General features: G+C 69.7%; 22 protein-coding genes. 3 read left to right on the top strand and 19 right to left on the bottom strand.

Annotated features, from left to right (window positions below):
• Positions 1-43: 43 nt before the first annotated feature.
• Positions 44-520: a RidA family protein gene (locus EVS81_RS06925; protein WP_130109730.1), complete on the bottom strand. Its 477-nt coding sequence runs from the start codon at positions 518-520 to the stop codon at positions 44-46.
• 1 nt (position 521) lies between these two features.
• Positions 522-689 (bottom strand): Sp36 family protein, encoded by a 168-nt coding sequence (locus EVS81_RS06930; RefSeq protein ID WP_130109731.1) that lies wholly within the window; start codon positions 687-689, stop codon positions 522-524.
• 101 nt (positions 690-790) lie between these two features.
• Here EVS81_RS06930 and EVS81_RS06935 point away from each other — a divergent pair, with 101 nt between their 5' ends.
• Together EVS81_RS06935 and EVS81_RS06940 are read left to right on the top strand one after the other, a co-directional pair.
• On the top strand, positions 791-3,460 hold the full coding sequence (locus EVS81_RS06935; RefSeq protein ID WP_240740021.1) for a transglycosylase domain-containing protein: 2,670 nt from the start codon (positions 791-793) through the stop codon (positions 3,458-3,460).
• Positions 3,461-3,465: 5 nt separating this feature from the next.
• A complete protein-coding gene (locus tag EVS81_RS06940) occupies positions 3,466-4,404 on the top strand; it encodes a metallophosphoesterase (RefSeq protein ID WP_130109732.1) in 939 nt (312 codons plus the stop codon).
• 110 nt (positions 4,405-4,514) lie between these two features.
• Here the strand turns inward: EVS81_RS06940 and EVS81_RS06945 are convergent, their stop codons facing one another.
• From EVS81_RS06945 to EVS81_RS16175, 6 genes are all read right to left on the bottom strand, one after another.
• Positions 4,515-5,582, bottom strand: coding sequence for an aspartate-semialdehyde dehydrogenase (locus EVS81_RS06945; RefSeq protein WP_130109733.1), 1,068 nt, complete (start codon positions 5,580-5,582; stop codon positions 4,515-4,517).
• Between the two features lie 134 nt (positions 5,583-5,716).
• Positions 5,717-6,994 carry an aspartate kinase gene (locus EVS81_RS06950; RefSeq protein WP_130109734.1) on the bottom strand — a complete coding sequence of 426 codons (1,278 nt, stop codon included), beginning with the start codon at positions 6,992-6,994 and terminating at the stop codon, positions 5,717-5,719.
• A 77-nt stretch (positions 6,995-7,071) separates the two neighbouring features.
• Entirely contained in the window at positions 7,072-7,425 is a 354-nt protein-coding gene (locus EVS81_RS06955) for a hypothetical protein (protein ID WP_130109735.1), read from the bottom strand.
• Positions 7,422-7,655 (bottom strand): hypothetical protein, encoded by a 234-nt coding sequence (locus tag EVS81_RS06960; RefSeq protein ID WP_130109736.1) that lies wholly within the window; start codon positions 7,653-7,655, stop codon positions 7,422-7,424. The genes EVS81_RS06955 and EVS81_RS06960 overlap by 4 nt, the downstream gene beginning before the upstream one ends.
• 142 nt (positions 7,656-7,797) lie before the next feature.
• The gene (recR, locus tag EVS81_RS06965; protein WP_130109737.1) at positions 7,798-8,406 is read right to left on the bottom strand and encodes a recombination mediator RecR; all 609 of its coding nucleotides are present in this window, start codon (positions 8,404-8,406) and stop codon (positions 7,798-7,800) included.
• Between the two features lie 69 nt (positions 8,407-8,475).
• On the bottom strand, positions 8,476-11,583 hold the full coding sequence (locus tag EVS81_RS16175; protein WP_130109738.1) for a DNA polymerase III subunit gamma and tau: 3,108 nt from the start codon (positions 11,581-11,583) through the stop codon (positions 8,476-8,478).
• A 289-nt stretch (positions 11,584-11,872) separates the two neighbouring features.
• Here EVS81_RS16175 and EVS81_RS06975 point away from each other — a divergent pair, with 289 nt between their 5' ends.
• Positions 11,873-12,400 carry an Lrp/AsnC family transcriptional regulator gene (locus EVS81_RS06975; protein WP_130109739.1) on the top strand — a complete coding sequence of 176 codons (528 nt, stop codon included), beginning with the start codon at positions 11,873-11,875 and terminating at the stop codon, positions 12,398-12,400.
• Here the strand turns inward: EVS81_RS06975 and EVS81_RS06980 are convergent.
• The 11 genes from EVS81_RS06980 to EVS81_RS07030 form a co-directional block, all read right to left on the bottom strand.
• The gene (locus tag EVS81_RS06980; protein WP_130109740.1) at positions 12,381-12,857 is read right to left on the bottom strand and encodes an Lrp/AsnC family transcriptional regulator; all 477 of its coding nucleotides are present in this window, start codon (positions 12,855-12,857) and stop codon (positions 12,381-12,383) included. The two genes, EVS81_RS06975 and EVS81_RS06980, sit on opposite strands and share 20 nt — an antisense overlap.
• A 77-nt stretch (positions 12,858-12,934) precedes the next feature.
• Complete coding sequence (locus tag EVS81_RS06985) at positions 12,935-13,660, bottom strand: 3-keto-5-aminohexanoate cleavage protein (protein WP_130109741.1); 726 nt, start codon at positions 13,658-13,660, stop codon at positions 12,935-12,937.
• 84 nt (positions 13,661-13,744) lie between these two features.
• Positions 13,745-14,431 (bottom strand): RraA family protein, encoded by a 687-nt coding sequence (locus EVS81_RS06990; protein WP_130109742.1) that lies wholly within the window; start codon positions 14,429-14,431, stop codon positions 13,745-13,747.
• Positions 14,432-14,456: 25 nt separating this feature from the next.
• The gene (locus tag EVS81_RS06995) at positions 14,457-15,257 is read right to left on the bottom strand and encodes a carbon-nitrogen hydrolase family protein (RefSeq protein ID WP_130109743.1); all 801 of its coding nucleotides are present in this window, start codon (positions 15,255-15,257) and stop codon (positions 14,457-14,459) included.
• A 39-nt stretch (positions 15,258-15,296) separates the two neighbouring features.
• Entirely contained in the window at positions 15,297-16,397 is a 1,101-nt protein-coding gene (locus tag EVS81_RS07000) for an ABC transporter ATP-binding protein (RefSeq protein ID WP_130109744.1), read from the bottom strand.
• Positions 16,398-16,435: 38 nt separating this feature from the next.
• Positions 16,436-17,488, bottom strand: coding sequence for an ABC transporter substrate-binding protein (locus tag EVS81_RS07005; RefSeq protein ID WP_130109745.1), 1,053 nt, complete (start codon positions 17,486-17,488; stop codon positions 16,436-16,438).
• A 46-nt stretch (positions 17,489-17,534) separates the two neighbouring features.
• Positions 17,535-18,317: an ABC transporter permease gene (locus tag EVS81_RS07010; RefSeq protein WP_130109746.1), complete on the bottom strand. Its 783-nt coding sequence runs from the start codon at positions 18,315-18,317 to the stop codon at positions 17,535-17,537.
• Positions 18,318-18,320: 3 nt separating this feature from the next.
• Positions 18,321-19,202 (bottom strand): ABC transporter permease, encoded by an 882-nt coding sequence (locus EVS81_RS07015; RefSeq protein ID WP_240740022.1) that lies wholly within the window; start codon positions 19,200-19,202, stop codon positions 18,321-18,323.
• A 150-nt stretch (positions 19,203-19,352) separates the two neighbouring features.
• Complete coding sequence (locus EVS81_RS07020) at positions 19,353-20,534, bottom strand: acetate/propionate family kinase (protein ID WP_130109747.1); 1,182 nt, start codon at positions 20,532-20,534, stop codon at positions 19,353-19,355.
• Between the two features lie 153 nt (positions 20,535-20,687).
• A complete protein-coding gene (gene pta / locus EVS81_RS07025) occupies positions 20,688-22,805 on the bottom strand; it encodes a phosphate acetyltransferase (RefSeq protein ID WP_130109748.1) in 2,118 nt (705 codons plus the stop codon).
• A 9-nt stretch (positions 22,806-22,814) separates the two neighbouring features.
• Positions 22,815-24,290, bottom strand: coding sequence for a phytoene desaturase family protein (locus EVS81_RS07030; protein ID WP_130109749.1), 1,476 nt, complete (start codon positions 24,288-24,290; stop codon positions 22,815-22,817).
• Positions 24,291-24,377: the final 87 nt, after the last annotated feature.

The following is a 24,377-nucleotide window of genomic DNA, read 5'->3' on the forward strand; positions in this document are numbered from 1 at the left end:
CTACTGACGCTTCAAACGGCTGCGGCTGCGCCGCTGTGAGCCGTCAGTCCTCAACCTTGAAGACGAACTCGATCTCTACGGGGGCGTCGAGCGGAAGCACCGCCACGCCCACGGCCGAGCGCACGTGGATGCCGAGGTCTCCGAACACGCGTCCGAGGAAGACCGAGGCGCCGTTGGCGACCCCCGGCTGGCCCGTGAACGACGGATCCGACGCGACGAACGCGGTCACCTTGACGACCTGCGTGATCCGGTCGAGCGAACCGATGACGCCTCGCACCGCGGCGAGCGCATTGAGGGCGCAGAGCTGTGCCAGGTCGGTGGCCTGCTCGGGCGAGACGAGGCCCGCCCCCTCGCCCACCTTGCCGGTCGCGGGAAGCGCCCCGTCGACGAAGGGCAGCTGGCCGGCGGTGTAGACGTAATTACCGTCGCGGATCGCAGGCACGTAGGCCGCGACCGCCGCGGCCACCTCGGGCACTTCGAAGCCGAGCTCGCTCAGGCGCTCCTCGATTACTGACGCCATATCAGGCCTTCCTCTTCATGTATGCGACGTTTCCGCCGGCCGGGCCCTCGATGATCTGCACCAGCTCCCAGCCCTGGGCCCCCCAGTTGTTCAGGATCTGGGCCTCGTTGTGCAGCAGCAGCGGCGTCACGAAGTACTCCCAGCGCGGGGCTTCGGTCGTATCACTCACGTGCGGATCTCCCTCAGTGGTCGGTGGCGGTGGATGGGCGACGAGGCGGCGGGCGCACCCGCTTCGTGGTTTTGTCAGCAACGTCGCTTACGCTTGATTCTATGACCCGTCAGACATCACAGTCCTCGCGTGTGCGCTCGTTCAAGCCGCGCAGCGCGGGAGGTGCCCTCGGAGGCATCATCGGAGCCATCGCCATGAGCGTCATCGCGGGCGTGCTCGTCACCGCCGCCGTCACCCCGGTCGTCGCGCTGAGCGGCATCTCCGCGTCGTCGGCGATCGGCATCTTCGAGAAGCTTCCGAACCACCTCAACCCGGGCCGCCTGGCCGAGCCGTCGACGCTCTACGCCACCGATGCCGACGGCACCCCCCACAAGATCGCCGAGTTCTACGAGCAGGACCGTGAAACGGTGGGGTGGGACGAGATCTCCCAGTACGTGAAGGACGCCGCGGTGGCCGAGGAGGATCCTCGCTTCTACACGCACGGCGGGGTCGACGTACTCGCGAGCGGGCGCGCGGTCCTGCAGAACGCCGCGGGCCAGAACCTCTCGGGCGCCTCGACCATCACGATGCAGTACGTGCGCAACGTGCTCATCCAAGAGGCCTACGCCATCTCCGATCCGGAGGAGCAGAAGGCGGCCTACGACAAGGCGATGGAGCAGAACATGGAGCGCAAGCTCCAGGAGATGCGCTACGCCATCAGCATCGAGAAGAAGTACCCGAAGGACGACATCCTGCTCGGCTACCTCAACATCGCGCTCTTCGGCCGACAGATCTACGGCATTGAGTCGGCTGCGAAGTACTACTACAGCAAGTCGGCGAAGGATCTGTCGCTCGCCGAGGCGGCAAGCCTCGTCGCCATCGTCAACAACCCCTCGCTGTATCAGCTCGACGTCGAGGAGAACCTCCCCGCCAACACGGAGCGGCGCAACAAGATCCTCGGCAGCATGCTCGCGCACGGCAAGATCACCGAGGCGCAGCACGAGGAGGCGGTGAACACCCCGGTCGAGCCGAAGATCACTCCCCGCGAGCAGGGCTGCTTCCTCGCCGAGAAGAGCTACGGTCTCGGGCACTTCTGCGACTACGTGCAGCGCTACATCAAGCAGGATCCGAACTTCGGCGAGACCGAGGAGGAACGGACCTTCAACTTCGCCCGCGGCGGCTACGAGATCTACACGACGATCGACCTCGACATGCAGCGCGCCGGGCTCGACGCCATGCACAACACCGTGCCCGCGGTGATGGACGGCATCAAGCTGGGCGGCGCGACCGTCAGCGTCGGCGTCGGCACCGGCAAGGTGCTCGCGATGCTGCAGAACCGGCCGTACAACAACGCGCAGGCGTTCCTCGACTCCAACCCGGAGTACACGAACATCAACTACAACACCGACTTCGAGTACGGCGGCTCGAGCGGGTTCCAGATCGGTTCGACGTTCAAGCCGGTCACCCTCGCCGAGTGGATCCGCACCGGGCACTCGGTGCGCGACATCGTCAACGTCAACGGCCGCACGGTGCAGGAGAACACCTTCCGGGCGGGCTGCCTCGGCGACGGGGTCTACGGTTACGGCTCCTTCAAGTTCACCAACGACAACGAGGGCACCAGGGGCAATCAGCCCGTGCTCACGGCGATCTCGAACTCGGTCAATGGCGGCCTCGTGTCGATGCAGCAGCGCATGGATCTCTGCGATACGTTCTCGACGGCGCAGAAGCTCGGCTTGCACCGCGCGTCTGACCTCCCGACCCTGGACGACGGCGTCACGCCTACGGTGCCCACGCTCAACGGCAATGTGCGCGACCTCTCCATGGTGCCGTCGAACGTGTACGGCGGCATCGACGAGATCGCGCCCATTTCGGTGGCCTCGGCCTACGCGGCATTCGCGGGCGACGGCACCGTCTGCACGCCCGTGCCGATCGACAAGATCCTCGGCCCCGACGGAGAGCAGGTGCCGTTCACGAAGAGCGAGTGCACCGAGGGGATCGCCCCCGAGGTGGCGGCCGGCGTCGCCTACGCGCTCGAGTACACCGTGAACAACGGGCTCGCGCGACACGCCCAGTCGCCCGCCGGTGTGCCGCACCTCGCGAAGACGGGCACCACCGACGATGTGGTCGACAACTGGACCGCCGGGGCGAGCAGCACCGTCGCGACGGCGACCTGGGTCGGCAACGCCGAGCCCGTCAAGCTGGCCGACGGGACCATGGGGCGCGTCTCCACCCAGGGCTTCTGGGGGCCGAGCGGTCCCATCATGACCGCGGACCAGACCATCTGGCCCGCCGTCATGAACGTCGCAGACCAGAAGTACGGTGGATCGGCGTTCCCCGAGCCGTCCGCGGCCTCGATCCGCCAGACGATGGTGACGGTCCCCGACGTGAAGGGCAAGTCCTTCGAAGAGGCCACCTCAATGCTCACCCAGGTCGGCTTCGACGTCGCCGACGGCGGCGAGGTCGACTCGTCCGTGGCGAAGGACATGGTCGCCAAGAGCGACCCCGAGGGCGGCGCTTCCGTCGGCCTCGGCTCGCTGATCACGGTCTACCGCAGCAATGGCCGAGCCACCGAAGTGCCCGACGGGCTCACGGGTTCGACGGGCAGGGACGCGGAATCGGCGCTCAAGAGCGCAGGATTCTCGCACGTCGACTTCACTTGCGAGAGCGGCGGACGCCCGGATCCGAAGCAGGACGAGGTCGTCTCGGTGAGCCCCGGCAGCGGCACCGAGGCCCGCACGAGCAGCGTGGTCACCCTGACGCTGAGCTGCGGCACCGACGAGGACGACGACTGAGCGCCGTGCGACGCTCACCTCGCCCCGCCGCGGCGGCCCTCGGGCTGACCGCGGCGGGCGTCCTCCTCTGGTCCACCGTCATCGAGCGGCGGCTGTTCACCGTGCGCCGCCACACCCTCCCGCTGCTGGCCGACGGCGCCGCGCCGATCCGAGTGCTGCAGCTCTCGGATCTCCACCTCGCCCCCTGGCAGGCGCGCAAGGTCGACTGGGTGCGATCGCTCGCCGAGCTGCGCCCCGATCTCGTGGTGCTCACGGGCGACCTGATGGGTCATCTGCAGGCGCGACCGATGCTGCTGCGAGCCCTGGCCCCGTTGGCCGAGAGCACCCCGACGGTGTTCGTCCACGGCTCCAACGACTACTACGGCCCTCTCTTCAAGAACCCGTTCAAGTACCTCATGGCGCCCAGCAGGTTGAGCACGCGAGAACCGGATATCGATACCGAAGCGCTCACCGAGGGTCTGCAGCGGCTCGGTGCGATCGATCTGAACAATTCGGCGGTCGATCTCGAACTGCGCGGCACCCGCATCGAGCTGCTGGGCCTCAATGACCCGCACATCCGCTACGACGACGCGAGCGCCATGCGCGCAGCGCTCACCGCGCTGGGCGCGGAGCGCGGCACGGACGCCCCCGCGCAGCCCCCGCTGCGTCTCGGGGTCGTGCACGCCCCCTACCAGGAGGCCCTGGGCGAGCTGCTGGACGACGGCGCCCAGCTTATCCTCGCCGGCCACACCCATGGTGGACAGGTGCGCGTGCCGGGGGTCGGAGCCCTCACCGCGAACTGCGACCTGCCCACCGCGCAGGCGCGCGGCCTGAGCGTCTGGTACGACGCGCATCGGGCCGCATTCCTCAATGTGAGCGCCGGCCTCGGCAACTCCATCTACGCGCCCGTACGCTTCGCGTGCCGGCCCGAAGCGTCGCTCATCACGCTGGAAGCCGCACGGTAGTTCCGTCCTGCGCTGCCAGCGCTCGGGTTCTCGCGCAGATCCGGCCTGCCTCGCGCTCCGCACGGCGCAGGGGAGCGACCCTGCGGGCCGCTCCCCTGCGCCGGAAGGTGCTACGCCGCGAGCTTGGCGGCGACGACCTCTGCGATCTGCACGGCGTTGAGCGCCGCGCCCTTGCGCAGGTTGTCGTTCGACACGAAGAGCACGAGACCGCGCCCGTCGGGCGCCGACTGATCCTCGCGGATGCGTCCGACGAACGAGGGATCCTGCCCGGCCGCCTCGAGCGGGGTGGGCACTTCGCTCAGCTCGACGCCGGGCGCCGCGGCCAGGACCTCACGGGCGCGGTCGGCCGAAATGGGGCGCTCGAACTCGGCGTTGATGGAGAGCGAGTGACCGGTGAAGACCGGGACGCGCACGCAGGTGCCGGCGACGCGCAGCTCGGGCAGTTCGAGGATCTTGCGGCTCTCGTTGCGGAGCTTCTTCTCCTCGTCGGTCTCGCCCTCGCCGTCGTCGACGATCGACCCGGCAAGCGGCAGCACGTCGAACGCGATGGTCTTCGTGTACACCTGCGGCTCGGGGAAGTCGACGGCCGCACCGTCGTGCACGAGCCGCTCGATCCCGCCGGCCTCGACCGCCGCCACGGCCTGGCCCGCGAGCTCACGGGCGCCGGCGAGCCCCGATCCCGACACCGCCTGGAACGTCGTGACGACGAGCCGTTCGAGCCCGGCCTCGGCGTCGAGCGCCTTCATCACCGGCATCGCGGCCATCGTGGTGCAGTTGGGGTTGGCGATGATCCCGCGACCGGCGGCGACGATCCCGTCGATGGCGTGCGGATTGACCTCGCTCACCACGAGGGGCACCGCGGGGTCGAGGCGCCAGGCGCTCGAGTTGTCGATCACGATCGCACCGGCCTCGGCGAACCGCGGCGCATACTGCTTCGAGGCGGCGCCGCCCGCCGAGAAGAGGGCGATATCGATGCCGCTCGTGTCGGCGGTGTCGATGTCTTCGACGGTGATCTGCTCGCCGCGGAACTCGAGCTGCGTGCCGGCCGAGCGCGCGCTCGAGAGGAAGCGGATGCTCGCGATCGGGAAGTCGCGCTCGTCGAGGAGGCGGCGCATCACAGCGCCCACCTGGCCGGTCGCACCGACGACGGCGACGTTGACACCCTGCTGTTCTGCCATGATCCGGGATCCTTCTCTTCTGCTGGCATCCTGAGCGCGCAGGATGCTCGACTGCTGGTGTGCTCCCGCGCTCCGTCGAACGGTCGCGGGAGAAGTGCGGTGGCGCCCCCTCGGCGGCGCTCAGGAGCAGCGGGCTAGCGGCCCGTGCCCGCGTAGACGTTGGCCTCGGTATCGGAATCGAGACCGAAGGCGGTGTGCAGCACGCGCACGGCCTTGTCCATCAGGTCGGCCCGTGTGACGACGGAGATGCGGATCTCGGAGGTCGAGATCATCTCGATGTTGATGTCGGCCTCGTAGAGGGCGCGGAAGAGCTGCGCCGAGACACCCGTACTGGTGCGCATGCCGGCGCCCACCACCGCGACCTTGGCGATCTGATCGTCGTACTGCAGGCTCTCGAACCCGAGCTCCTCGCGCTCCGCCTCGAGGGCCTCGATCACGCGGCGGCCATCGCCGAGCGGGATGGTGAACGAGATGTCGGTGCGGTTCGTCTGCGCGGCGGACACGTTCTGCACGATCATGTCGACGTTGGCGTTGGTCTTCGCGACGATCTCGAAGATCCGTGCGGCCTTGCCCGGCGCGTCGGGCACGCCGCCGACGGTGACCTTGGCCTCGCTCTTCTCCGCAGCGATGCCCGTGATGATCGGCTCTTCCACCTGATCTCCCTTCGGATGCCCCTTTGCGGGGTCGTAGACGATGGTGCCCGGCTCGTCCGAGAACGAGGAGCGGACGTGCAGAACCACGCCGTGGCGGCGCGCGTACTCCACCGCGCGCAGGTGCAGCACCTTGGCGCCGCCCGCTGCGAGCTCGAGCATCTCCTCGGCGGTGATCGCGTCGATCTTGCGCGCCAGCGGAACGATGCGGGGGTCCGTGGTGAATACGCCGTCGACGTCGGTGTAGATCTCGCAGACGTCGGCGCCCAGCGCGGCCGCGAGCGCCACCGCGGTGGTGTCGGATCCGCCGCGGCCCAGCGTGGTGATGTCGCGGGAGTCACGACTGAATCCCTGGAATCCGGCGACGATGGCCACGGCCCCCTGATCCAGCGCCTCCCGGACACGCCCGGGCGTGACATCGACGATCTTGGCGGCGCCGTGCTCGGCCGTCGTGATCATGCCCGCCTGGCTGCCGGTGAAGGAGAGGGCCTCGATCCCCATACCCTTGATCGTCATCGCCAGCAGCGCCATCGAGATGCGCTCGCCTGCGGTGAGGAGCATGTCGAGCTCGCGCGGCGCCGGAATGGGCGTGCACTCGGCGGCGAGATCGAGCAACTCGTCGGTCGTGTCGCCCATCGCGCTCACCGCCACGACGACATCGTTGCCGGCCCTGCGGGCCTCGACGATGCGCTTGGCGACGCGCTTGATGCTCACGGCATCGGCAACGGACGAACCCCCGAACTTCTGCACGATCAACGCCACGCGGGTTCCTCCTCAACAGCTCTGCGAAGGACCAGTCTATCCGACGGCGGCCCGGGCGCGTCTCCGCACCCTCGGTGTCACCCCCGGTTCTCGATCAGCGCGCACAGCCAGACGCCGAGCAGGGCGACGAGGGCCATCGTCAGCATGCAGGCCGCGAGCCACCTCAGGCGGCGCGGGCCGGGCGGGATCGCGAACCGCAGCACCAGGAGCAGCGCGTAGAGCAGCACGACGAGCGCGCCGGCCGTCAGCGCGACGGGCTGCGACGGACCCGCAGAGACGGTCAGCATCGTGAACGGTACGAGGCTCAGGATCGCGAAGAGGCCGCCCATCACCACCCAGATGAGGCCGCTCGACGTCTGCAGCGCCGGCTGGTTCGCCATCTTCGTGGGGTCGGGGCGCGCGCTCGGACGGCCCTCCCCCGGGCCGGTCATGCCCGGTCCACGAGCTCGTGCTCCCCCACCGCCCGGGCGCAGTGCGCGCAGCAGAAGATCGAACCCTCGGCCTCGACGCCGTGGCCGAGGATCCGGCAGCCGCAGTGCGCGCAGTCGGGGGCCATCGCCTGGGCGGCGCACTCGAAGCTGTCGAAGGTGCCGCGCTCCTCGCCCCTCGTCACGGTGAAGGTCTTGTCGTAGTGGTTTCCGCAGGTGTCGCAGCGAGCCATGGTGGAGTCCTCCCTCAGACGTCCGGATGCCTACTCGATGCCTCCAGGCTCCTCTGCGGCGCCGCAGCCGGACAGGGGGTGGCGCGATCCGCACGACCCGCGTATCCTCGCGCAGCCCGCGGAACCTCGCGCAGCGCGCGGGTCACTCGACCTTGCGGCGCCCCTCGAACGCACGACCGAGCGTGACCTCGTCGGCGAACTCGAGGTCGCCGCCCACCGGCAGCCCCGAGGCGAGACGCGACACGGGGACCTCGATGCTCGTGAGCAGGCGGGAGAGATAGGCCGCCGTCGCCTCGCCCTCGAGGTTGGGATCGGTGGCGATGATCACCTCCTGCACGGCGTCCTCACCGGTTCCCGCCCCCAGTCGCCGCATGAGCGCGGGGATGCTGAGGTCGTCGGGCCCGATGCCGTCGATCGGACTGATCGCACCGCCCAGCACGTGATAGACCCCGCGGAACTGGCGGGTGCGCTCGATCGCCACCACGTCCTTGGGCTCTTCGACGACGCAGATGAGGCGCTGGTCGCGTCTGGGGTCACGGCAGATCGCGCACCGCTCCTGCTCGGTGATATTGCCGCACACCTCGCAGAAGCGCACCTTCTCGCGCACCTCGACCAGCAGCTCCGCGAGGCGGGACACATCGAAGTTCTGCGTCTGCAGGATGTGGAACGCGATGCGCTGGGCCGACTTGGGGCCGATTCCGGGGAGCCGGCCGAACTCGTCGATCAGGTCTTGGACGATGCCGTCGTACACGGTGTCTCCTCGCGGGATCGGTGTGCTGCGGATGATGGGAGGGGAGCCGTGCGGTGACGGCGGCACGCGTCACTGACGCGTCGGGAGCGGGCGTTCCTCGACGAACCTCGCGCCGAGCACCTCGCGCACGACGGCCTCCCCGTAGCGGGTGAACGCGGGGGCGGTGCGCTGCGGCTGCTCGGGGGCGGGATCCGGAGCAGGGGCGGGATCCGGAGCCGGGGCGGGACCCGGAGCGGGAGCGGGGGCCGGGCCCGGGGCGCCAGCTGGTCCGGACTCGCGATCCCCGGCTTCCGCGGATTCGGCGGCGGGCGCGGCGGCGACATGGCTCGTCGCGACGTCATGGCCGGGATACGGATCGCCGCCCGCGTAGGGGTCGCCGTCGGTGTACGGATCGCCGCCCCCGTAGGGGTCGCCGTCGGCGTACGGATCGCCGCCCGCGTACGGATCGCCGCCCGCGTACGGATCGCCGTCGACGTACGGATCGCCGCCCCCGTAGGGATCGCCGTCGGCGGACGCGCGGGCGACGCGGACTCCGGAATCGGCGCCGCCGGATCCGGACTCCTCAGCGGGAGCGCTTCTGGAGATCGGTGTTGCCGCGGGTGCCGACGGCGCCTCCTCCGTCGGCGAGCCGGGGGCAGGAGTCGGAGTCGGAGTCGGAGTCGGAGTCGGAGTCGACGGTGCGGGACCGCCGGCGTCGATGGTCTCCTGCGCCAAAGGGGGCCCGTCGACCGATACCCGATCCTGCGCGCTCGACGACTCATGCGCGCTCTCGTGCGACGCCGGCTCGGGCTGCGATGCATCGAGAGTGCCCGCGGTCTTTGGTTCGGCCGGCACGGGACCGGCCCAGGCGGGCGCGGCGAGCGCCGGGCCGAGCCCACTCAGCCTCGCAGCGGCTCGCTGCACGGGATCGCTCAGGTCGACCGCGGGGGCAGACGTGGAACCCGCTCGGTGAGGCTCCTCTGCGTCGGCCTGCGGCGCGCGCTGCTCGCCCGTTCCGGCTCCGGGCGCGGCGCCCTCGCGGCCCGCGATCCGTTTCGGCACGTACTTCACGCTGATGCCGACCGCCGAACTGATCGTCTCGCGCAACGGCCCGGCACCGACGCTCTTGAAGGCCGCGAGATCAGACTGCGAGGCGAGTCCGACCGTGAGCACGTCGCCCTCCAGAGCGAGCGGAGTCACCACGCGCACCGCGTTCCAGGCCTCACGATCCTGCTGCAGGATCTCCTCGAGCAGCTCGGGCCACAGCTCGACGAGGTCGTCGAAGCCGCCCGAGAGCGATTCGTCGCCCTCCGCGGAGGCGGCGAGCGTCTCCCCGGCTGCTGCGCCTTCGGAGGTCGAGGCACGGGTCGCCTCCGGTTCGGGCGCCGGCGCGGCGCTCGCCTGAGGGCCTTCGGCAGACCGCGGCTCGGCCGAGGATCCCGAGGGCGCCGGCGGCTCGGCGCCGATGCTCGCGATATCCGCTGCGCTCAGCACGTCGGAGATGGGACGTCCGAACGACGCGGCGGCCGCATTGGGGTGCCCGTCCACCGAGCGGCTTGAATCACGCTGCTCGGGCGCCGACGGCGGCTGCTCAGGAGCCGAGGGCTGCCGTTCCGGAACCGACGGCGGCTGCTCGGCAGCCGAGGCGCCCTGCCGCGATGGCGTCCCGGCCGAATCCTCCTGCAGGAAGCTCCGGATGGAGGCCGCGGTCTCGGCCGCGTTCGGCGCCGCCGGCGCGGGCGCGTCGGCGTGCGGCGGCGAGGTCTCGGTCTCGGCCCCGGCCGAGTGCGGCGGCGTCGCGGACGGCCCTGATTGCGCGGACTGCCCCGACTGCTGCTCGCCGTCGGGGCCGTTCACGGCGCTGCGAGCAGCCGCGAGCGCCGCGAGCGGATCCGGCTTGGCGCTCTGGCCGGGGTGCGTTCGATCGCCGGCACCCGGCGCCCCCGGTACTCGCTGCGCACCGCTGCGATCGGCGCCCCCGTCGGGGCCCGCGGTGCCGGTCGCCCGGCCGGCCGCCGGCCGAGCGGCAGCCGGTGCGACGGCCGCCACCGGCGCTGCCTGTGCAGATGCGCCGGCCCCGGAGACACCGGCCTCGCCGTTCTGCACGAGGACGCGAGCGACCATCAATTCGAGCTGCAGCCGGGGTGCCGTGGCACCGGTCATCCTGTCGAGCGCGGCGCTCACGACGTCGGCGATGCGCGACAGCTCGCCCGGCCCGAAGCTCTGCGACTGCTCGAACATGCGGTCGAGCTGATCCTGCGGCACCCCGCGGAACACCGCCGCGGCCCCGTCGACGGTGGTGGCGCTCACGACGATGAGGTCGCGCAGCCGCTCCAGCAGATCCTCGACGAAGCGCCGCGGGTCCTGGCCCGTCTGCACCACACGATCCGTGGCGCGGAACGCAGCGGCGGGATCCTGGGCCCCGAACGCCGCGACGGCGTCGTCGAGCAGTTCGGCGTGCGTGAACCCGAGCAGACCGGCCGCGCGCTCGGCCGTCACCCGGTCGCCCTCTGAGCCGGCGATGAGCTGGTCGAGGATCGAGAGTGTGTCGCGAGGCGACCCCCCGCCGGCCCGCACCACCAGCGGCAGCACACCGGGCTCGACCTGCACGCCCTCGCTGTCGCAGAGCGACTGCACGTAGTCGATGAGGGCGCCGGGTGCGATGAGCCGGAACGGGTAGTGGTGGGTGCGCGAACGGATCGTGCCGATGACCTTGTCGGGTTCGGTCGTGGCGAAGACGAACTTCACATGCGGCGGCGGCTCCTCGACGATCTTGAGCAGCGCGTTGAACCCGGCGGCCGTGACCATGTGGGCCTCGTCGATGATGAAGATCTTGTAGCGATCCCGCGCAGGCGCGAACACGGCGCGCTCGCGCAGATCACGCGCGTCGTCGACGCCGCCGTGGCTCGCCGCGTCGATCTCGACGACGTCGAGCGAGCCGCCCCCGTCGCGGCTCAGCTCGACGCAGCTCGGGCAGGTGCCGCACGGGGTATCGGTCGGCCCCTCGGCGCAGTTGAGGCAGCGCGCCAGGATGCGGGCCGAGGTGGTCTTGCCGCAGCCGCGCGGACCGCTGAAGAGATAGGCGTGACCGATGCGCCCCGTGCGCAGCGCGGTCATGAGCGGTTCGGTCACCTGGGACTGACCGATCATCTCGGCGAACGTTTCTGGCCGATAACGGCGATAGAGTGCGGCAACCACAGGGACCATGCTACCGGCGACCACCGACGTTCGACCTGAAACCGCCGGGCCGATCCGCGCCCTCCGCAGACCGGGGCAACCGACCGCGCGACGCGGTCACGCCGCCCGTGCAGGAGAAGACCATCCAAACAGGACGGTTTCGGTGATTCGGTCCTGCACGACGGGCTTTCTCCTGCACGACGGGTGCAGAGCCGCGCGCGCTCAGCCCACGAGGCGCAGCGTCTCGCGCGCGACGGTTCCCTCGGACGCGCTCCCGGGCCGGCGGGCGCGCCGCCGGTAGACTGGTGGGATGGACGCGGCGAAGCAGCAGGAGGAAGCCCTCCTCGATGATGTCGACCGGGACATCATCGACGAGCTCCGAGTGGACGGCCGCCTCTCGTTCTCCGAGATCGGCCGACGGATCGGGTTCTCGGAGCCCACGATCCGACAGCGCTACAACCGGCTCGTCTCGCTCGGCATCATCTACGTGGCCGGAATGTACGACGAGACGAAGATCGGCGGGATCGCGGCCCACATCGGCATCCGGGTCGCTGAGGTTCCCGTCGCTCGCGTCGCGGAGGAGATCGCGGACCACCCGCAGGTGAAGTACGTCGCGTGCGCGCTCGGCTACTACGACATCATCCTCGACGTCATCGCTCAGGACGCCCAGGAACTCGGGAGGATCGTGCTGCAGGACCTGCGTCGGATCCGCGGCATCTCGGACTTGGAGACCCTCACCGTGCTCGAGGTGATGAAGGACACCTACCTGTGGCAGGGCTTCCGCGAGCCGCTCCCCGCGAACCGCGCGGGACGGCTGCTCAGCCGTCCGGGTCGCTGATGCTCTGACCGGCGGTGCCCCGAAGCCCCTCCCAGGTGTAGTCCTTGGCCAAGGAGGTGACGATAATCGGTTGGATCGCGGCGACGCCCGGGTGCCGCCGGATCTCGTCCATCAGGTCGATGAGCTGCGGCTGATCCCGGCACGTCGCCTCGAGATACAGGTCGTGCGACCCCGCCACCAGAGCCACGTGGTTGATCTGGGTGATCCCGAGCAGCCCGTTCGCCACGGAACGGGGGGTGAGATTGCGCACGCGCAGCAGCAGGCGGACGACCTGATGGCCGAGCAGCAGCGCGTTGCACAGCGCGACGATCTGCAGCGCATCGTCCTCCCGCAAACGGGCGAGTCGGGTGCGCACCGTCGATTGAGAGACGCCCGACTCCTCGGCGAGCGAGGCGAAGCTGCGCCGTCCGTCGCGCGCGAGCATCTCGATGAGCCGTCGATCCAGATCGTCCAGCATGCCGCCCGCCCCTCTCGCCGCTGCACTCCAGGGTAGCGGCTCGGGCGAGAGGGGCGGGCGCAGAGACGGCCGGTCGGTCAGAGGGATTCCCGGGAGCGTACAGCGCGGACGAGATCGGCATTGTCTCGAGGAACGGAACCGTCCGGCATCGCCACGCCGTCCTCGAACCCGATCCGGGTCTCGCAGCCGTCCTCGATCGCGGCATCGACGACCGGCCACACGGTCTCGTCGTAGCCGTGATAGAGGATCGGGGCAGTCACGCCGGACTCTCGGAGCACCGCCGCGATCTCGCGACACTGCGCGACAGCCTGGTCGGCGTCCTCGGTCTCGGGCTCGATGAGCACGCGGACGTTCTGATGCAGGGTCGGCGAGGCGAGCAGGGCGGGGACGTCGTCCATCGACCACACTGCGGACTCCAGGATCATGCCGCGCGCGAGGACGAGTTCGGCGGCCTCGGCGGCTCCCTGCTCGCAGAACGCGACGGACGCGAAATCGGGCAGCGCATCCGCGGGCCACGCGGCGACATGGGCCATCCGCTCCTCATGGGAGGAGACTGTCCACAGGCCCGTCGTGGTACCGATGACGACCGCTGGGTCCGCCGCGCGCATGGCGCGCACCCAGGCTCCGACGTGATCAGGGTGAATGGTCTGCTCCCCCGAGTCGGTGATGACGTGCGCATGGACGACATCGGCGCCCGCGGCGATCACGGCGAGGCTGGCCTCGACGATCTCCTCGGTCGTGCGGGGAACCGAGGGGTGCTCCTCAGTGGGACGACCACCGTTGATGGCGGCTTTCAGCAGCATGATTGGTCCTTTCCAGTGTGTTTCGGGCACGGCGGAGCAACGGCCGTCTCGGCCGTGCCCGCCGCGCGGGGAGAGCGGGTGCTGCTACTGCGGGGTGTCGAGCGCGAGCAGGTCTGAAACCGTCGCGCTCGCGCCGGTCAGGCTTCCGAGCGGCGCTCCAGCACGGAGCTCGGCCACGAGCTCCGGCTCGTCGGCATCGTCGGCGAGCGCGATATCGACGATGCGCTCAAGCACCTCGACCGGCACCACGAGCACGCCGTTCGCGTCGGCGAGGACTACGTCTCCGGGACGGACGACCGCTCCGCCGCAGGTCACCGGCACGTTGACGCCACCGGCATCGATCCCGTGCAGCTTGGTGGTGAGCATGCTCGTGCCCCGGGCATGAACAGTGAGCCCGAGCGCTTCGATCTCGTCGACATCGGTGACCACGCCGTCTACCACGGCGCCGGCGGCCCCGCGCGCGGCCAGCTGGGCCGCAACGACCTCGCCGAGCGGCGCGTGCCGCACGTCGCCGCCGGTATCGATCACGAGCACCTGGCCCGGTTCGATCATGCCCGCCGCGTGGTGCAGCGCCGTGGAGTCTGTCGCGGTGGTGCGCACCGTGCACGCTGTGCCGATGACGCGGCCGCCCGCGGCGACCACGCGTCGGATCCCGGAGTCTGCGAAGCCCTCCTCGAGGTAGTGGCCGAGGGTGGGGAAGCTGAGTCGCTCGAGCTTGGCCCGGAGCTCGTCGGGAAGGCCGTTCGGAGTATCTCCGGCGTGGAAGAACATCGCTGATTCCTTTCGGGGTGTGTGGCTATCGGATGCTGTAGTCGAGCTCGATGCGACGGTTCTCGAGGGCAGGCAGCATCCTGCGTGCCGAGCGGGTGCGCTCCTCGTCGATGTCGGCGATCACCAGCCCTTCGGCGTGTGCGTCAGCTGCGGCGACCACGACGCCGAGCGGGTCGATCACCCGGCTGAGGCCGACCGAATCGGCGCCCACCGTGCCGGACGCGAGGAACCAGCTCACGTTCTCGATGGCGCGGGCCTTGGTGAGCACCTCCCAGTGCTCCTCCTTGCCCTTGCCCGACACCCAGGCGGCCGACAGCGAGATCACGTCGACGCCGCGGTCGGCCATGCTTCGGAAGAGCTCGGGGAACCGCACGTCGTAGCAGTTCGCGATTCCCACGCGGACTCCGTCGACGTCGATGATGGGCGGGAGCTCCGAGCCGCGGGTCACGTACGCGGATTCCTGGTAGGCGAACGCATCATAGGTGTGCATCTTGTGATAGCGGGCGATCTCAGCACCCTCGGGGTCGACGGCGACGATCGTGTTGTACGGCCGCCCCGCCTCGTTCGGCTCGTACCCGGCCGCGATGATCGTCACTCCGTGGTCCCGTGCGAGCTGCGCGAGCAGCGCCTCGAAACGGGGCCACACGTCGCGCAGGATCTCGGTCATGCGCGGCTTGATCTCGTCGTCGGCCAGCAGCGCGGCCTCCTCCGGGAAGACGACCAGACGCGCCCCGCGGGAGGCCGCCTCCTCGGTATAGCGCCGAATGGTGGAGAAATTGACGTCGACATCGATACCGGGCGACGTCTGGACTACGGCGACTCTCATCGGTTCCCTCTTTCGTGGTGCGGAGTTGGTGCGGCAGGATCAGCGGACGACGATGCGCGCGTCCTCGGGACGCCAACGCATGAGGAGTCTCTCTCCGGTGGCGAGGCCGGGAAGATCCCGCTCCTTCACGAGGCTCGGCAACGAGACCTTGACCATCGTCCGCGCGTCGATCGCCAGGTGCACGTGCCACTCCTCGCCCAGGAAGGTCAGCGTCTCGACGACGCCGGGCACGCCCTCGCCGTCTCGCCGCACCTCGATGCGCTCGGGACGGAGGAGGAGGGTGGCCGGCCGCTCGAGGGGAACATCCTCGGCCAGCACGCCCGGGAGCACCCCGACCCCGTCGAGCACCGCCTCCACCTCCTCACCGGCGGATCCCGCCCGCACCGTGACATCGAGCAGATTGCAGCTACCGATGAATCCGGCGACGAAGCGGGTCTCCGGGCGGTTGTAGATGTCCTCCGGGCCCGCGACCTGCTGCACGATGCCCTCCGACATGACCGCGATGCGGTCGGACATCGTGAGCGCTTCCTCCTGATCGTGCGTCACGTAGATGAACGTGATGCCGACCTCTCGCTGCATGCGCTTCAGCTCGTACTGCATCTCCTTACGGAGCTGCTGATCGAGCGCGCCGAGCGGCTCGTCGAGCAGCACCACCTTGGGGCCGGAGACCACGGCGCGAGCCAGCGCGACGCGCTGCCGCTGACCGCCCGAGAGCTGGTCAGGCTTCCGGTCCCCGAGGTGGGACAGCTTCACGAGTTCAAGTGCCTCGTGCGCACGACGATCGGCCTCTGCGCGGGGCACTCGCCGCACCCGGAGCTCGAAGACCACGTTGTCGAACACCGTGAGGTGCGGGAACAGCGCGTAGCTCTGGAACAGCATGTTGAGATCACGGTTGCGCGTCGGCACATCCGTGACGTCCGCGCCACCGAGCCGCACCCGGCCGCTCGTCGGCGTCTCGAACCCGGTGATCATACGCATGAGCGTCGTCTTCCCGCAGCCCGAGGGACCGAGGATGGAGAAGAACTCGTTCTCCCGGATCTCGAGATCGAGCGGGTGCACGGCGAGGTGCCCATCGAAGCTCTTCGAGATCCCCTCGATCTCGACGGCCGGTGCAGTGGTGGTCGTGGTCTGCGCAGTCATGATCCCAATCGCTGTTCAGTCGAATCGGCGTGTGCCGGTCAGGAGGCCTTCACCCGGGTCCAGCCGTCCTGGTAGAACGTCATCGCGCTGCCCGGATCGACGATGAAGTCGGCGTTGGCCACCTGCTCTTCAGAGGCGTAGACCGCGGCGTTCGACAGCAGTCCCTGATCGGTCACGTGCTCCTGCGCCGCCTGGTTGGCGCTCGCGAGGCCCCCGTCGTTCGTCGCCATCGCGGCGATCTCGGGCCGCAGCAGGAAGCTGATGAACTCGTAGGCCGCTTCTTGGTTCGGCGCACCCTTCGCGATCGCGAGACCGTCGACCCACAGGCTGCCGCCCTCTTCCGGGATCACATAGTGGACATTCTCGTTCTCCTCTACGATCTTCGCGGTGCTGGTGCCTCCCCACGCCTCGGAGATGCAGACGTCGCCGTTGGCCACCAGCTCGCCGTAGTTGGTGGAGTTGTAGCCCGCCAGGATGTCTTTCTGCTCGATGAGCGACTCCGTCGCCTGGGCGATCTCCTGCTCGTCGGTGCTGTCGGCGTCGAATCCGTTGACCTGCAGACCGGCGATGTACGCGGCAAGCATGTTGTCGAGCATGTTCAGCTTCCCGTCCCACTTCGGGTCGAAGAGGGACGCCCAGCTCGTGATCTCCTCGCCGCCGGTGCACTCGGAGTTGTACATGAGGCCCGTGGTGCCCCATACCCAGGGCACCGAGTATTCGAGGCCGGGGTCGTAGCTCGGGTCGGCGAAGGTTGCCGCGATGTTGTCGAGGCCCTCGATCTGCGACTTGTCGAGGGGCTCGATGAGCTCCTGACCGACGAGCTGCTGCACCGCGTACTGGCTGGGCTCGACGATGTCGTAACCCGAGTTCCCCGCGGCGAGCTTCGAAATCATGGTCTCGTTGCTGTCGAAGTTGTCGACGTTGACCGCGATGCCGGTCTCCTCCGTGAACGCGTCGAACACGCTCTGGGGGATCTCGTCGGCCCACGCGTAGACATTGAGCTGCTGGGCGCCGCCCTCCGAGCTTCCGCTGCAGCCGGTCAGTGCCAGCGCGGCGACGATGCCGACGGCAGCGAGCGTCTTCTTCTTCATGACGGTATTCCTTTCGGTGGGTGAAGGGGTGGAGCTGTGGGGCTCGTCAGGAGCGTGAATCGACGAGAATGCGTCGCATCTGAGTGACTCCGACCGCGAGCACGATCACGAGGGTGAGAAGGATGAGCAGTGCGCCGAGGGCGTTGATGCTCGGAGTGAGGCCGGTCTTCAGACTCGAGTAGATCTTCAACGGGAGCGTGGTCGACCCGACACCGCTCAGGAAGGTCGACATGACGATGTTGCTGAACGAAGTGGTGAAGCTCAACAGCCAGGCCGCGACGACCGCGGGGCGCAGCAGCGGCAGGTACACGCGTGTGAAGGTCTGCCACGGCGTGCAACCGAGATCGGTCGCCGCCTCCGGCAGGCTCGGGTCCAGCATCGCGGCCGAGCTCATGAGCACGAGCGTTGCCAGCGGGAGCGACACGATGAGGTGGCCGAGCACGAGTGTGGTGATCCCGAGCGGCACCTTGACAGCGCTGAAGACGCTCAGGAGCGCGACGCCCAGTACGATCTCGGGAACGATGAGGGGCAGCGCGATGAGTGCCAGGAGACCTCCCTTGCCGGCACCGCGGTAGCGCGACATCCCCAGCGCGAACATGATCCCGATCACGGTGGCAACGGTCGCGGTGAGTACGGCCACCACGGCGCTCGTGCGCAGTGTCTGCATGAGCGCCCCGTCCTGGAACAGGTCGGCGTACCACTGGAGCGTGAATCCTTCGAAGCGGGTGCTGGTTCCCGCGGCGTTGAAGGAGTAGATGATCACCGCGGCGATGGGCACGTAGAGGAAGACGAACACTCCACGGGCGATGCCGTTCACGATGCGGTCCACGGGCTACGCCCCCTTCTTGGTCGAGGTGCGCCTCATGAGGAGGCCGATCAGCCCCATCGAGAGCACCATGAGCACGAGCAGCACCATCGACACGGCGGCTCCCATCGGCTGGTTGCGGAACTCCGTGTAGAGAGTGACAATCAGGTTTCCGACGAGCGGATCCTTGCCCCCGCCGAGCAGCACCGGAATGACGAAGACGCCCATCGTAGGAATGAACGTCAGCAGGGCCGCTCCCAGGATGCCCGGCCGGCTCAGCGGCAGGATCACCCGCCGGTGCACCCCCCACCACCCGCATCCGAGATCGGTCGCGGCCTCCTTGAGCGAGGGATCGATCGACCGCATCGAGGCGTAGATCGGGAAGATCGCCGTCGGGAGGAAGGCGTAGAGCAGCCCGAGCACCACCGCGACGTTGCTCGGGATCATGGAGAACCCGGACAGCCCGAATATTCCCAGTACCCCTGCGATCGGGCCCCCCGAACCGAGGATCGTGATCCACGCAAAGGTACGCACGAGGAAGTCGGTCCAGAACGGGATGATGACCAGAAGCAGGAGCAGCCCCTGTCGCCCCTCAGGGCGGGACACGATGTAGTACGAGGTGAGATAGCCGACCACGATGCAGACGACCGTGTTCAGCAGTCCGAGGCCGAGCGAGAACAGCAGGGTCTTCGTATACACGGGGTCGATCAGCTTGGTGTAGTGCTCCAGCGTGAAGCCCCCGACGATCCCGCCGTAGTTGTCGGCGACCGCGAAACTGTTCCGAGCGACGATGAACAGCGGGAGGATGCCCAGCAGTACGACCGAGGCCACTCCCGGGATCAGCAGGAGCAGCGATCCGCGTTTCGGACGCTCCTTCCGACCGAGGTGAATCATGCGTGTCGATGTCACGTTGCTCCCTTGCGCTCGCCGTCGGTCTGTGTGCATTCACTATCCTGAGCGCCGGGCGAGGGCGGCGCTCACGAATGCACCGCGGAATCCGTGGCAGACTCCGCGAATCTTCACGCAGTCCGCACGAGTGGTCGGACGGCCCGCGCGCGCTCAGCCGACGAGGCGCAGCGTCTCGCGCGCGATCTCGGCCTCTTCGTCCGTGGGCACGACGAGGATCTCGACGGGAGAGCCCTCGGCGCCGATGCGCCGCGCACCGCGCTCGGGGGATGCATTGCGCTCGGGGTCGATACGGATTCCGAAGCCCTCGAGATCCGCGCACACCGCCGCGCGCAGCTCGGCCTGATGCTCGCCCACGCCCGCCGTGAAGATGAGCGCGTCGAGCCCGCCGAGCTCGACGAGGTAGGCGCCGAGATAGTGCCGGATCCGGTGGACGGCGACCTCGATGGCCAGCGCTGCCTGGGAGTCACCCGCATCGGCCGCCGCCCGCACATCGCGGAAGTCGTTGCTCCCGGTGAAGCCGAGCAGTCCGGATCGGCCGTTGAGCAGTCGATCGAGCCCGCCGACGTCGTATCCGCCGCGCAGCAGATGCAGGAGCGCGCCCGGATCGATGTCGCCGCTGCGCGTGCCCATCACCAGCCCCTCGAGGGGCGTGAGACCCATGGACGTGTCGACCGAGCGGCCGCGGTCGACCGCGCACGCCGATGCCCCGTTGCCGAGGTGCAGCACGATCTGCCGCAGGCTTTCGAGCGGGCGCCCGAGGAACTCGGCTGCCCGGCGCGACACCACCTGGTGGGAGATCCCGTGGAATCCGTACCTGCGCACGCCGTGCTCCGCGGCGACCTCGGGATCGATGGCGTAGGTATATGCGCTCGGCGGCATGGTCTGGTGGAATGCGGTGTCGAACACCGCCACGTGCGGCACCCGGGGGAAGAGCGCCCGCGCGGCGACGATCGCCTGATACTGACCGGGGTTGTGCAGCGGGGCGAGCGCGCCCAGCTCAAGGATGCGCTCGGCGACGGCGTCGTCGATCAGGGTGGGGGCGACGAACTCCTCGCCGCCCTGCACTACTCGGTGGCCCACGGCCGTGATCCCGAGGCCTTCGATCGGTGCGCCCTGTCTCGCGAACGCGGCGACGAGTTCGTCGAACGCCGCGCCGTGGTCCGGAACGACGACGGCGCGCTCCTCCTCCCGCACGCCGCGATGCACGATCCGGCCCTCGGCCTCGCCGATGCGCTCGACGAGGCCGGCTGCAGAGCGCTCACCGCTCGTCGGATCGATCAGCTGATACTTGATCGATGATGATCCGGCGTTGATCACCAGGATGTGGTTCATGCTGCTCCTCGGTTTCGATTTCGACTTCGCTCCGCTCCGCTCAATGGGCGAGTGGGCTCGACTCCGCGACGCATCAGCCCACCGCGCCCACCGCGCCCACCGCGCCCACCGCGCCCACCGCGCCCACCGCTCCCGGTGCGGCCAGCGCGCCGCTCACCCTGCGGAACGTGCCGCGCCCGCCTGGACGGCGGTGATGGCGACGGTGTTCAGGATGTCATCGACCGTCGCGCCGCGAGAGAGGTCGTTCACGGGCTTCGCGAGTCCCTGCAGCACCGGCCCGACCGCCACCGCGCCGGCCGAGCGCTGCACCGCCTTGTAGGTGTTGTTGCCCGTATTCAAGTCGGGGAATATGAATACCGTCGCCCGCCCGGCCACCTCCGACCCGGGCAGTTTGGCCTGTCCCGCGACGGGATCGACTGCGGCGTCGTACTGGATCGGGCCCTCGACGGGCAGATCGGGGCGCGCGGCCCGTGCCAGGGCCGTCGCCTCGCGCACCTTGTCGACGTCGGCGCCCGATCCCGACTCGCCCGTCGAATAGGAGAGCATCGCGATCCTCGGATCGACCCCGAACTGGGCGGCGGTATCCGCCGACGACACCGCGATGTCGGCGAGTTGCGCGGCCGACGGGTCCGGGTTGACGGCGCAGTCGCCGTAGACGAGCACACGATCGGCGAGCGCCATGAAGAACACGCTCGAGACCACCGAGACGCCCGGCCGGGTCTTGATGATCTCGAGACTCGGGCGGATCGTGTGTGCGGTCGTGTTCGCCGCGCCCGAGACCATGCCGTCCGCCAGATCGAAGTGCACCATCATCGTGCCGAAGTAGCTGCCGTCGGCCATGACGTCCCTGGACTGCTCCAGGGTCACCCCCCGGTGCGCGCGGAGTCTGGCGTACTCGGCGGCGAAGCGATCCCGCAGCGGAGAGGTCGCGGGATCGATGACCTCGGCCGCGTCGATCGCGAGGCCGAGCTCTCCGCCGCGCTTGCGCACGTCGGCCTCGTCGCCGAGGATCGTGAGGCGCACCGTGCCTCGGGAGAGGAGCGTGCTCGCGGCGCGGAGGATGCGGTCGTCGTTGCCCTCGGGCAGCACGATGTGCGCGTTCGCCTCCGCGGCCCGGGCGAAGAGCTCGTAGGCGAACATGACGGGTGTGCGCACCCCGCCGCGGTGCAGGCGCAGACGCTCGCGGAGCGTCGCCCCGTCGACGTGCTGCGCGAAGAGGGCGAGCGCGGTGTCGAATTTGGCGGGCGACTCCTCGGTCAAGAGCCCCCGGGCCCGGGAGATGCGACGGGCGGTGTCGAAGGTCCCGAACGGTGTGCGCACGACCGGGATGCGGGAGTCGATGCCGTCGAGCAGGCGCACGACGGCGGCCGGCAGCTCGAACTCGCCATTGAGCACCACTGCTGCGATGGTCGGGAACGTCGGCGCCTCGTGCGCCATCGTCACCGCCAGCAGCGTCTCCGAACGATCCGCTGCGATCACCACCACAGACCCCTCGAGCAGTCGCGGCAGCACGTGCTCCATCGACATGCCCGCGACGACCACATCGCGCACCTCGCGCGCCAGCAGATCGGCGTCTCCGCGGACCAGGCGGCCCTCCACCGCGTCGATCACCCCGGAGACCGGCGGAGCGACCAGCAGCACCTCCTCGGGCACGGCCCACACCGGCGCGCCCGCCGGCAGTGCGGCGGATACGGCGTGCTCGATCTGCTGCAGACGCTCCGGATCCGACCGGTTCACGAGCGCGGCGAGGAGGGAGGCGTGCTCCGCATGCAGCTCCGCGACGCCGAGCTCGGCGAGCTGGGCGATCTCCACCGGGGTGCGCGCGGGCTGCTGCCCGAGGTGCTCCGCCTCCTCGTTGGAGCGGCCGCCGAGCACCAGCAGGACGGGCGTGTCGAGGTTCGCGGCGATCCGCGCGTTGACGGCCAGCTCGGTGGGCGCTGCGACGTCGGTGAAGTCGGAACCCACCACGATCACGGCGTCGCAGTGCTGCTGCAGCGCCCGATACGCCGCGACGATTCGCGTCATGGCGGCTTCCGGGTCTGCGTGCGCGTCCTCGTAGGTGACGCCGACGCAGGCGTCGTAGGGCACATCGGCCGTCGCGCGGGTGCGGAGCATCTCGAGCACTCGATCGCGTTCGCCGGAGGAGCGGATCAGCGGACGGAAGACGCCCACACGCGGGGCATCGGCGAGCAGCGCGTCGAGCACGCCGAGTGCGACGGCGCTCTTCCCGGTGCGGCCCTCGGCCGAGGTCAGGTAGATGCTTGCTGCCACGCCTCCAGCCTATTGCCCGAGACCCAGCTCGGGCGAGGGGAGCCCGTACTCGTGCCGCAGCGCCGAGCGTGCGGCGTACCAGCCGGAGAGTCCGTGCACACCGGGGCCGGGCGGCGTCGACGAGGAGCCCAGGTAGATGCCTTCCGCGGGTGCGCGCCAGGGGTCCGCAGACAGGACGGGGCGCGCGAAGAGCTGGCGCATGGTGATCGCCCCCGCGCTGAAATCGCCGCCGTGATAGTTGCGGTTGTAGCCCGCGAGCTGAGCGGCCGTGGTCACGCGAATGCCCTGGATCCGATCGCGGAAGCCGGGCGCGAAGCGCTCGATCTGGCCGATCACCGCTGATGAGACGTCCCGGGTCGAACCGCTGGGCACGTGGGTATAGCTCCAGACCGCGTTGACTCCGGGAGGGTTGCGGCCGGGATCGAAGTCGGCGGTCTGCGCCAGCAGCACGTACGGACGCGCGGGGTGCCGGCCGCGCGCCACCTCCCGCTCAGCTGCCGCCGTCTCCGCCCGGCTGCCGCCGAGGTGCACGGTGGCGGCAGCGGCGACACGCGCGTCTCGCCACGGAATCGGCCCGTCGAGCACGAAGTCGACCTTCGCCGCGGCGGCGCCGTAGCGGAAGCGGCCGAGCGCACGCCGATATCGCGCCGGGAGCACCGACCCGGCGATGCGCACCAGCCCCCTCGCCGAGGTGTCGAAGATCTTCACCCCGTAGGCCCCGAGCTGGCGCACGTCGGTGATCGCGTGCGACGTCTCGATGCGGCCGCCGTGCGCCAGCAGGTCGGCGGCCAGCGCATCGCTGATGGCCCGGGATCCGCCGATCGGTACCGCCCACCCGCTCGCGTGACCGAGCGCTCCGAGCACCGCCCCGACCGCAGCTGAAGCCGGGTTCGGCAGGCGGCCGACGCTGTGCGCGGCGACACCGGTGACCAGCGCCGGTGCGGCATCCTCCCGGAATCGCAGGCTCCCGAAGGAGGTGGCCTGCTCGAGGGTGCGCAGGCCGGTCACGAGCGCCGCGCGCGGATCGCGGGGAAGTCGCAGCATCCCACCGCCGAGCGCGGTGTCGAGGACGCCGTCGAGGCGGCGCAGCAGCGGCCGGTAGAAGCGCGCGTAGGCGGGTCCGTCTGCACCGAGCTCATCGCTCGTGCGCCCGAGGTCCCGGTAGGCGATCGCCGCGCGATCCGCCCCTCCCCCGTGAACGCCGTCGAGCGGATTCGCGTAGGACGCCTCGGGGATCACGAACCCCGTGCGTCGCTCGAGTTCGAACGCCCGGAAGAAGCCCGTGGCGAGTGCCATGGGATGGATCGCCGAGCAGACGTCGTGCAGCACGCCGGGCTCCACTACCTCCGCTGTGCGGGTGCCCCCGCCGATGGTCTCAGCCGCCTCGAACACCGTCACCGGGACCCCGGCTCGGGCCAGCGTGACCGCAGCGGCGAGCCCGTTGGGGCCCGCTCCGATCACCGCGGCATCACGACAGGACGACATGTCCTCAGCCTAGGCGAGCCGTGCAGGCGGCGGGGGCGGGCGCGGTGCGGGGCGGGGCGGAAAGCATGACCCCGGCGTCGCAGAGCA

This window comes from Leucobacter triazinivorans (genome assembly GCF_004208635.1).
Taxonomy (GTDB): domain Bacteria; phylum Actinomycetota; class Actinomycetes; order Actinomycetales; family Microbacteriaceae; genus Leucobacter; species Leucobacter triazinivorans.

What these genes read in the sequence shown, in the direction of transcription:
- EVS81_RS06925 (WP_130109730.1), bottom strand. Translation starts at nt 520, where the DNA reads ATGGCGTCAGTAATCGAGGAGCGCCTGAGCGAGCTCGGCTTCGAAGTG.
- EVS81_RS06935 (WP_240740021.1), top strand. Translation starts at nt 791, where the DNA reads ATGACCCGTCAGACATCACAGTCCTCGCGTGTGCGCTCGTTCAAGCCG.
- EVS81_RS06945 (WP_130109733.1), bottom strand. Translation starts at nt 5,582, where the DNA reads ATGGCAGAACAGCAGGGTGTCAACGTCGCCGTCGTCGGTGCGACCGGC.
- EVS81_RS06955 (WP_130109735.1), bottom strand. Translation starts at nt 7,425, where the DNA reads ATGACCGGCCCGGGGGAGGGCCGTCCGAGCGCGCGCCCCGACCCCACG.
- EVS81_RS06960 (WP_130109736.1), bottom strand. Translation starts at nt 7,655, where the DNA reads ATGGCTCGCTGCGACACCTGCGGAAACCACTACGACAAGACCTTCACC.
- EVS81_RS06975 (WP_130109739.1), top strand. Translation starts at nt 11,873, where the DNA reads ATGGACGCGGCGAAGCAGCAGGAGGAAGCCCTCCTCGATGATGTCGAC.
- EVS81_RS06980 (WP_130109740.1), bottom strand. Translation starts at nt 12,857, where the DNA reads ATGCTGGACGATCTGGATCGACGGCTCATCGAGATGCTCGCGCGCGAC.
- EVS81_RS06985 (WP_130109741.1), bottom strand. Translation starts at nt 13,660, where the DNA reads ATGCTGCTGAAAGCCGCCATCAACGGTGGTCGTCCCACTGAGGAGCAC.
- EVS81_RS06990 (WP_130109742.1), bottom strand. Translation starts at nt 14,431, where the DNA reads ATGTTCTTCCACGCCGGAGATACTCCGAACGGCCTTCCCGACGAGCTC.
- EVS81_RS06995 (WP_130109743.1), bottom strand. Translation starts at nt 15,257, where the DNA reads ATGAGAGTCGCCGTAGTCCAGACGTCGCCCGGTATCGATGTCGACGTC.
- EVS81_RS07000 (WP_130109744.1), bottom strand. Translation starts at nt 16,397, where the DNA reads ATGACTGCGCAGACCACGACCACCACTGCACCGGCCGTCGAGATCGAG.
- EVS81_RS07005 (WP_130109745.1), bottom strand. Translation starts at nt 17,488, where the DNA reads ATGAAGAAGAAGACGCTCGCTGCCGTCGGCATCGTCGCCGCGCTGGCA.
- EVS81_RS07020 (WP_130109747.1), bottom strand. Translation starts at nt 20,534, where the DNA reads ATGAACCACATCCTGGTGATCAACGCCGGATCATCATCGATCAAGTAT.
- EVS81_RS07030 (WP_130109749.1), bottom strand. Translation starts at nt 24,290, where the DNA reads ATGTCGTCCTGTCGTGATGCCGCGGTGATCGGAGCGGGCCCCAACGGG.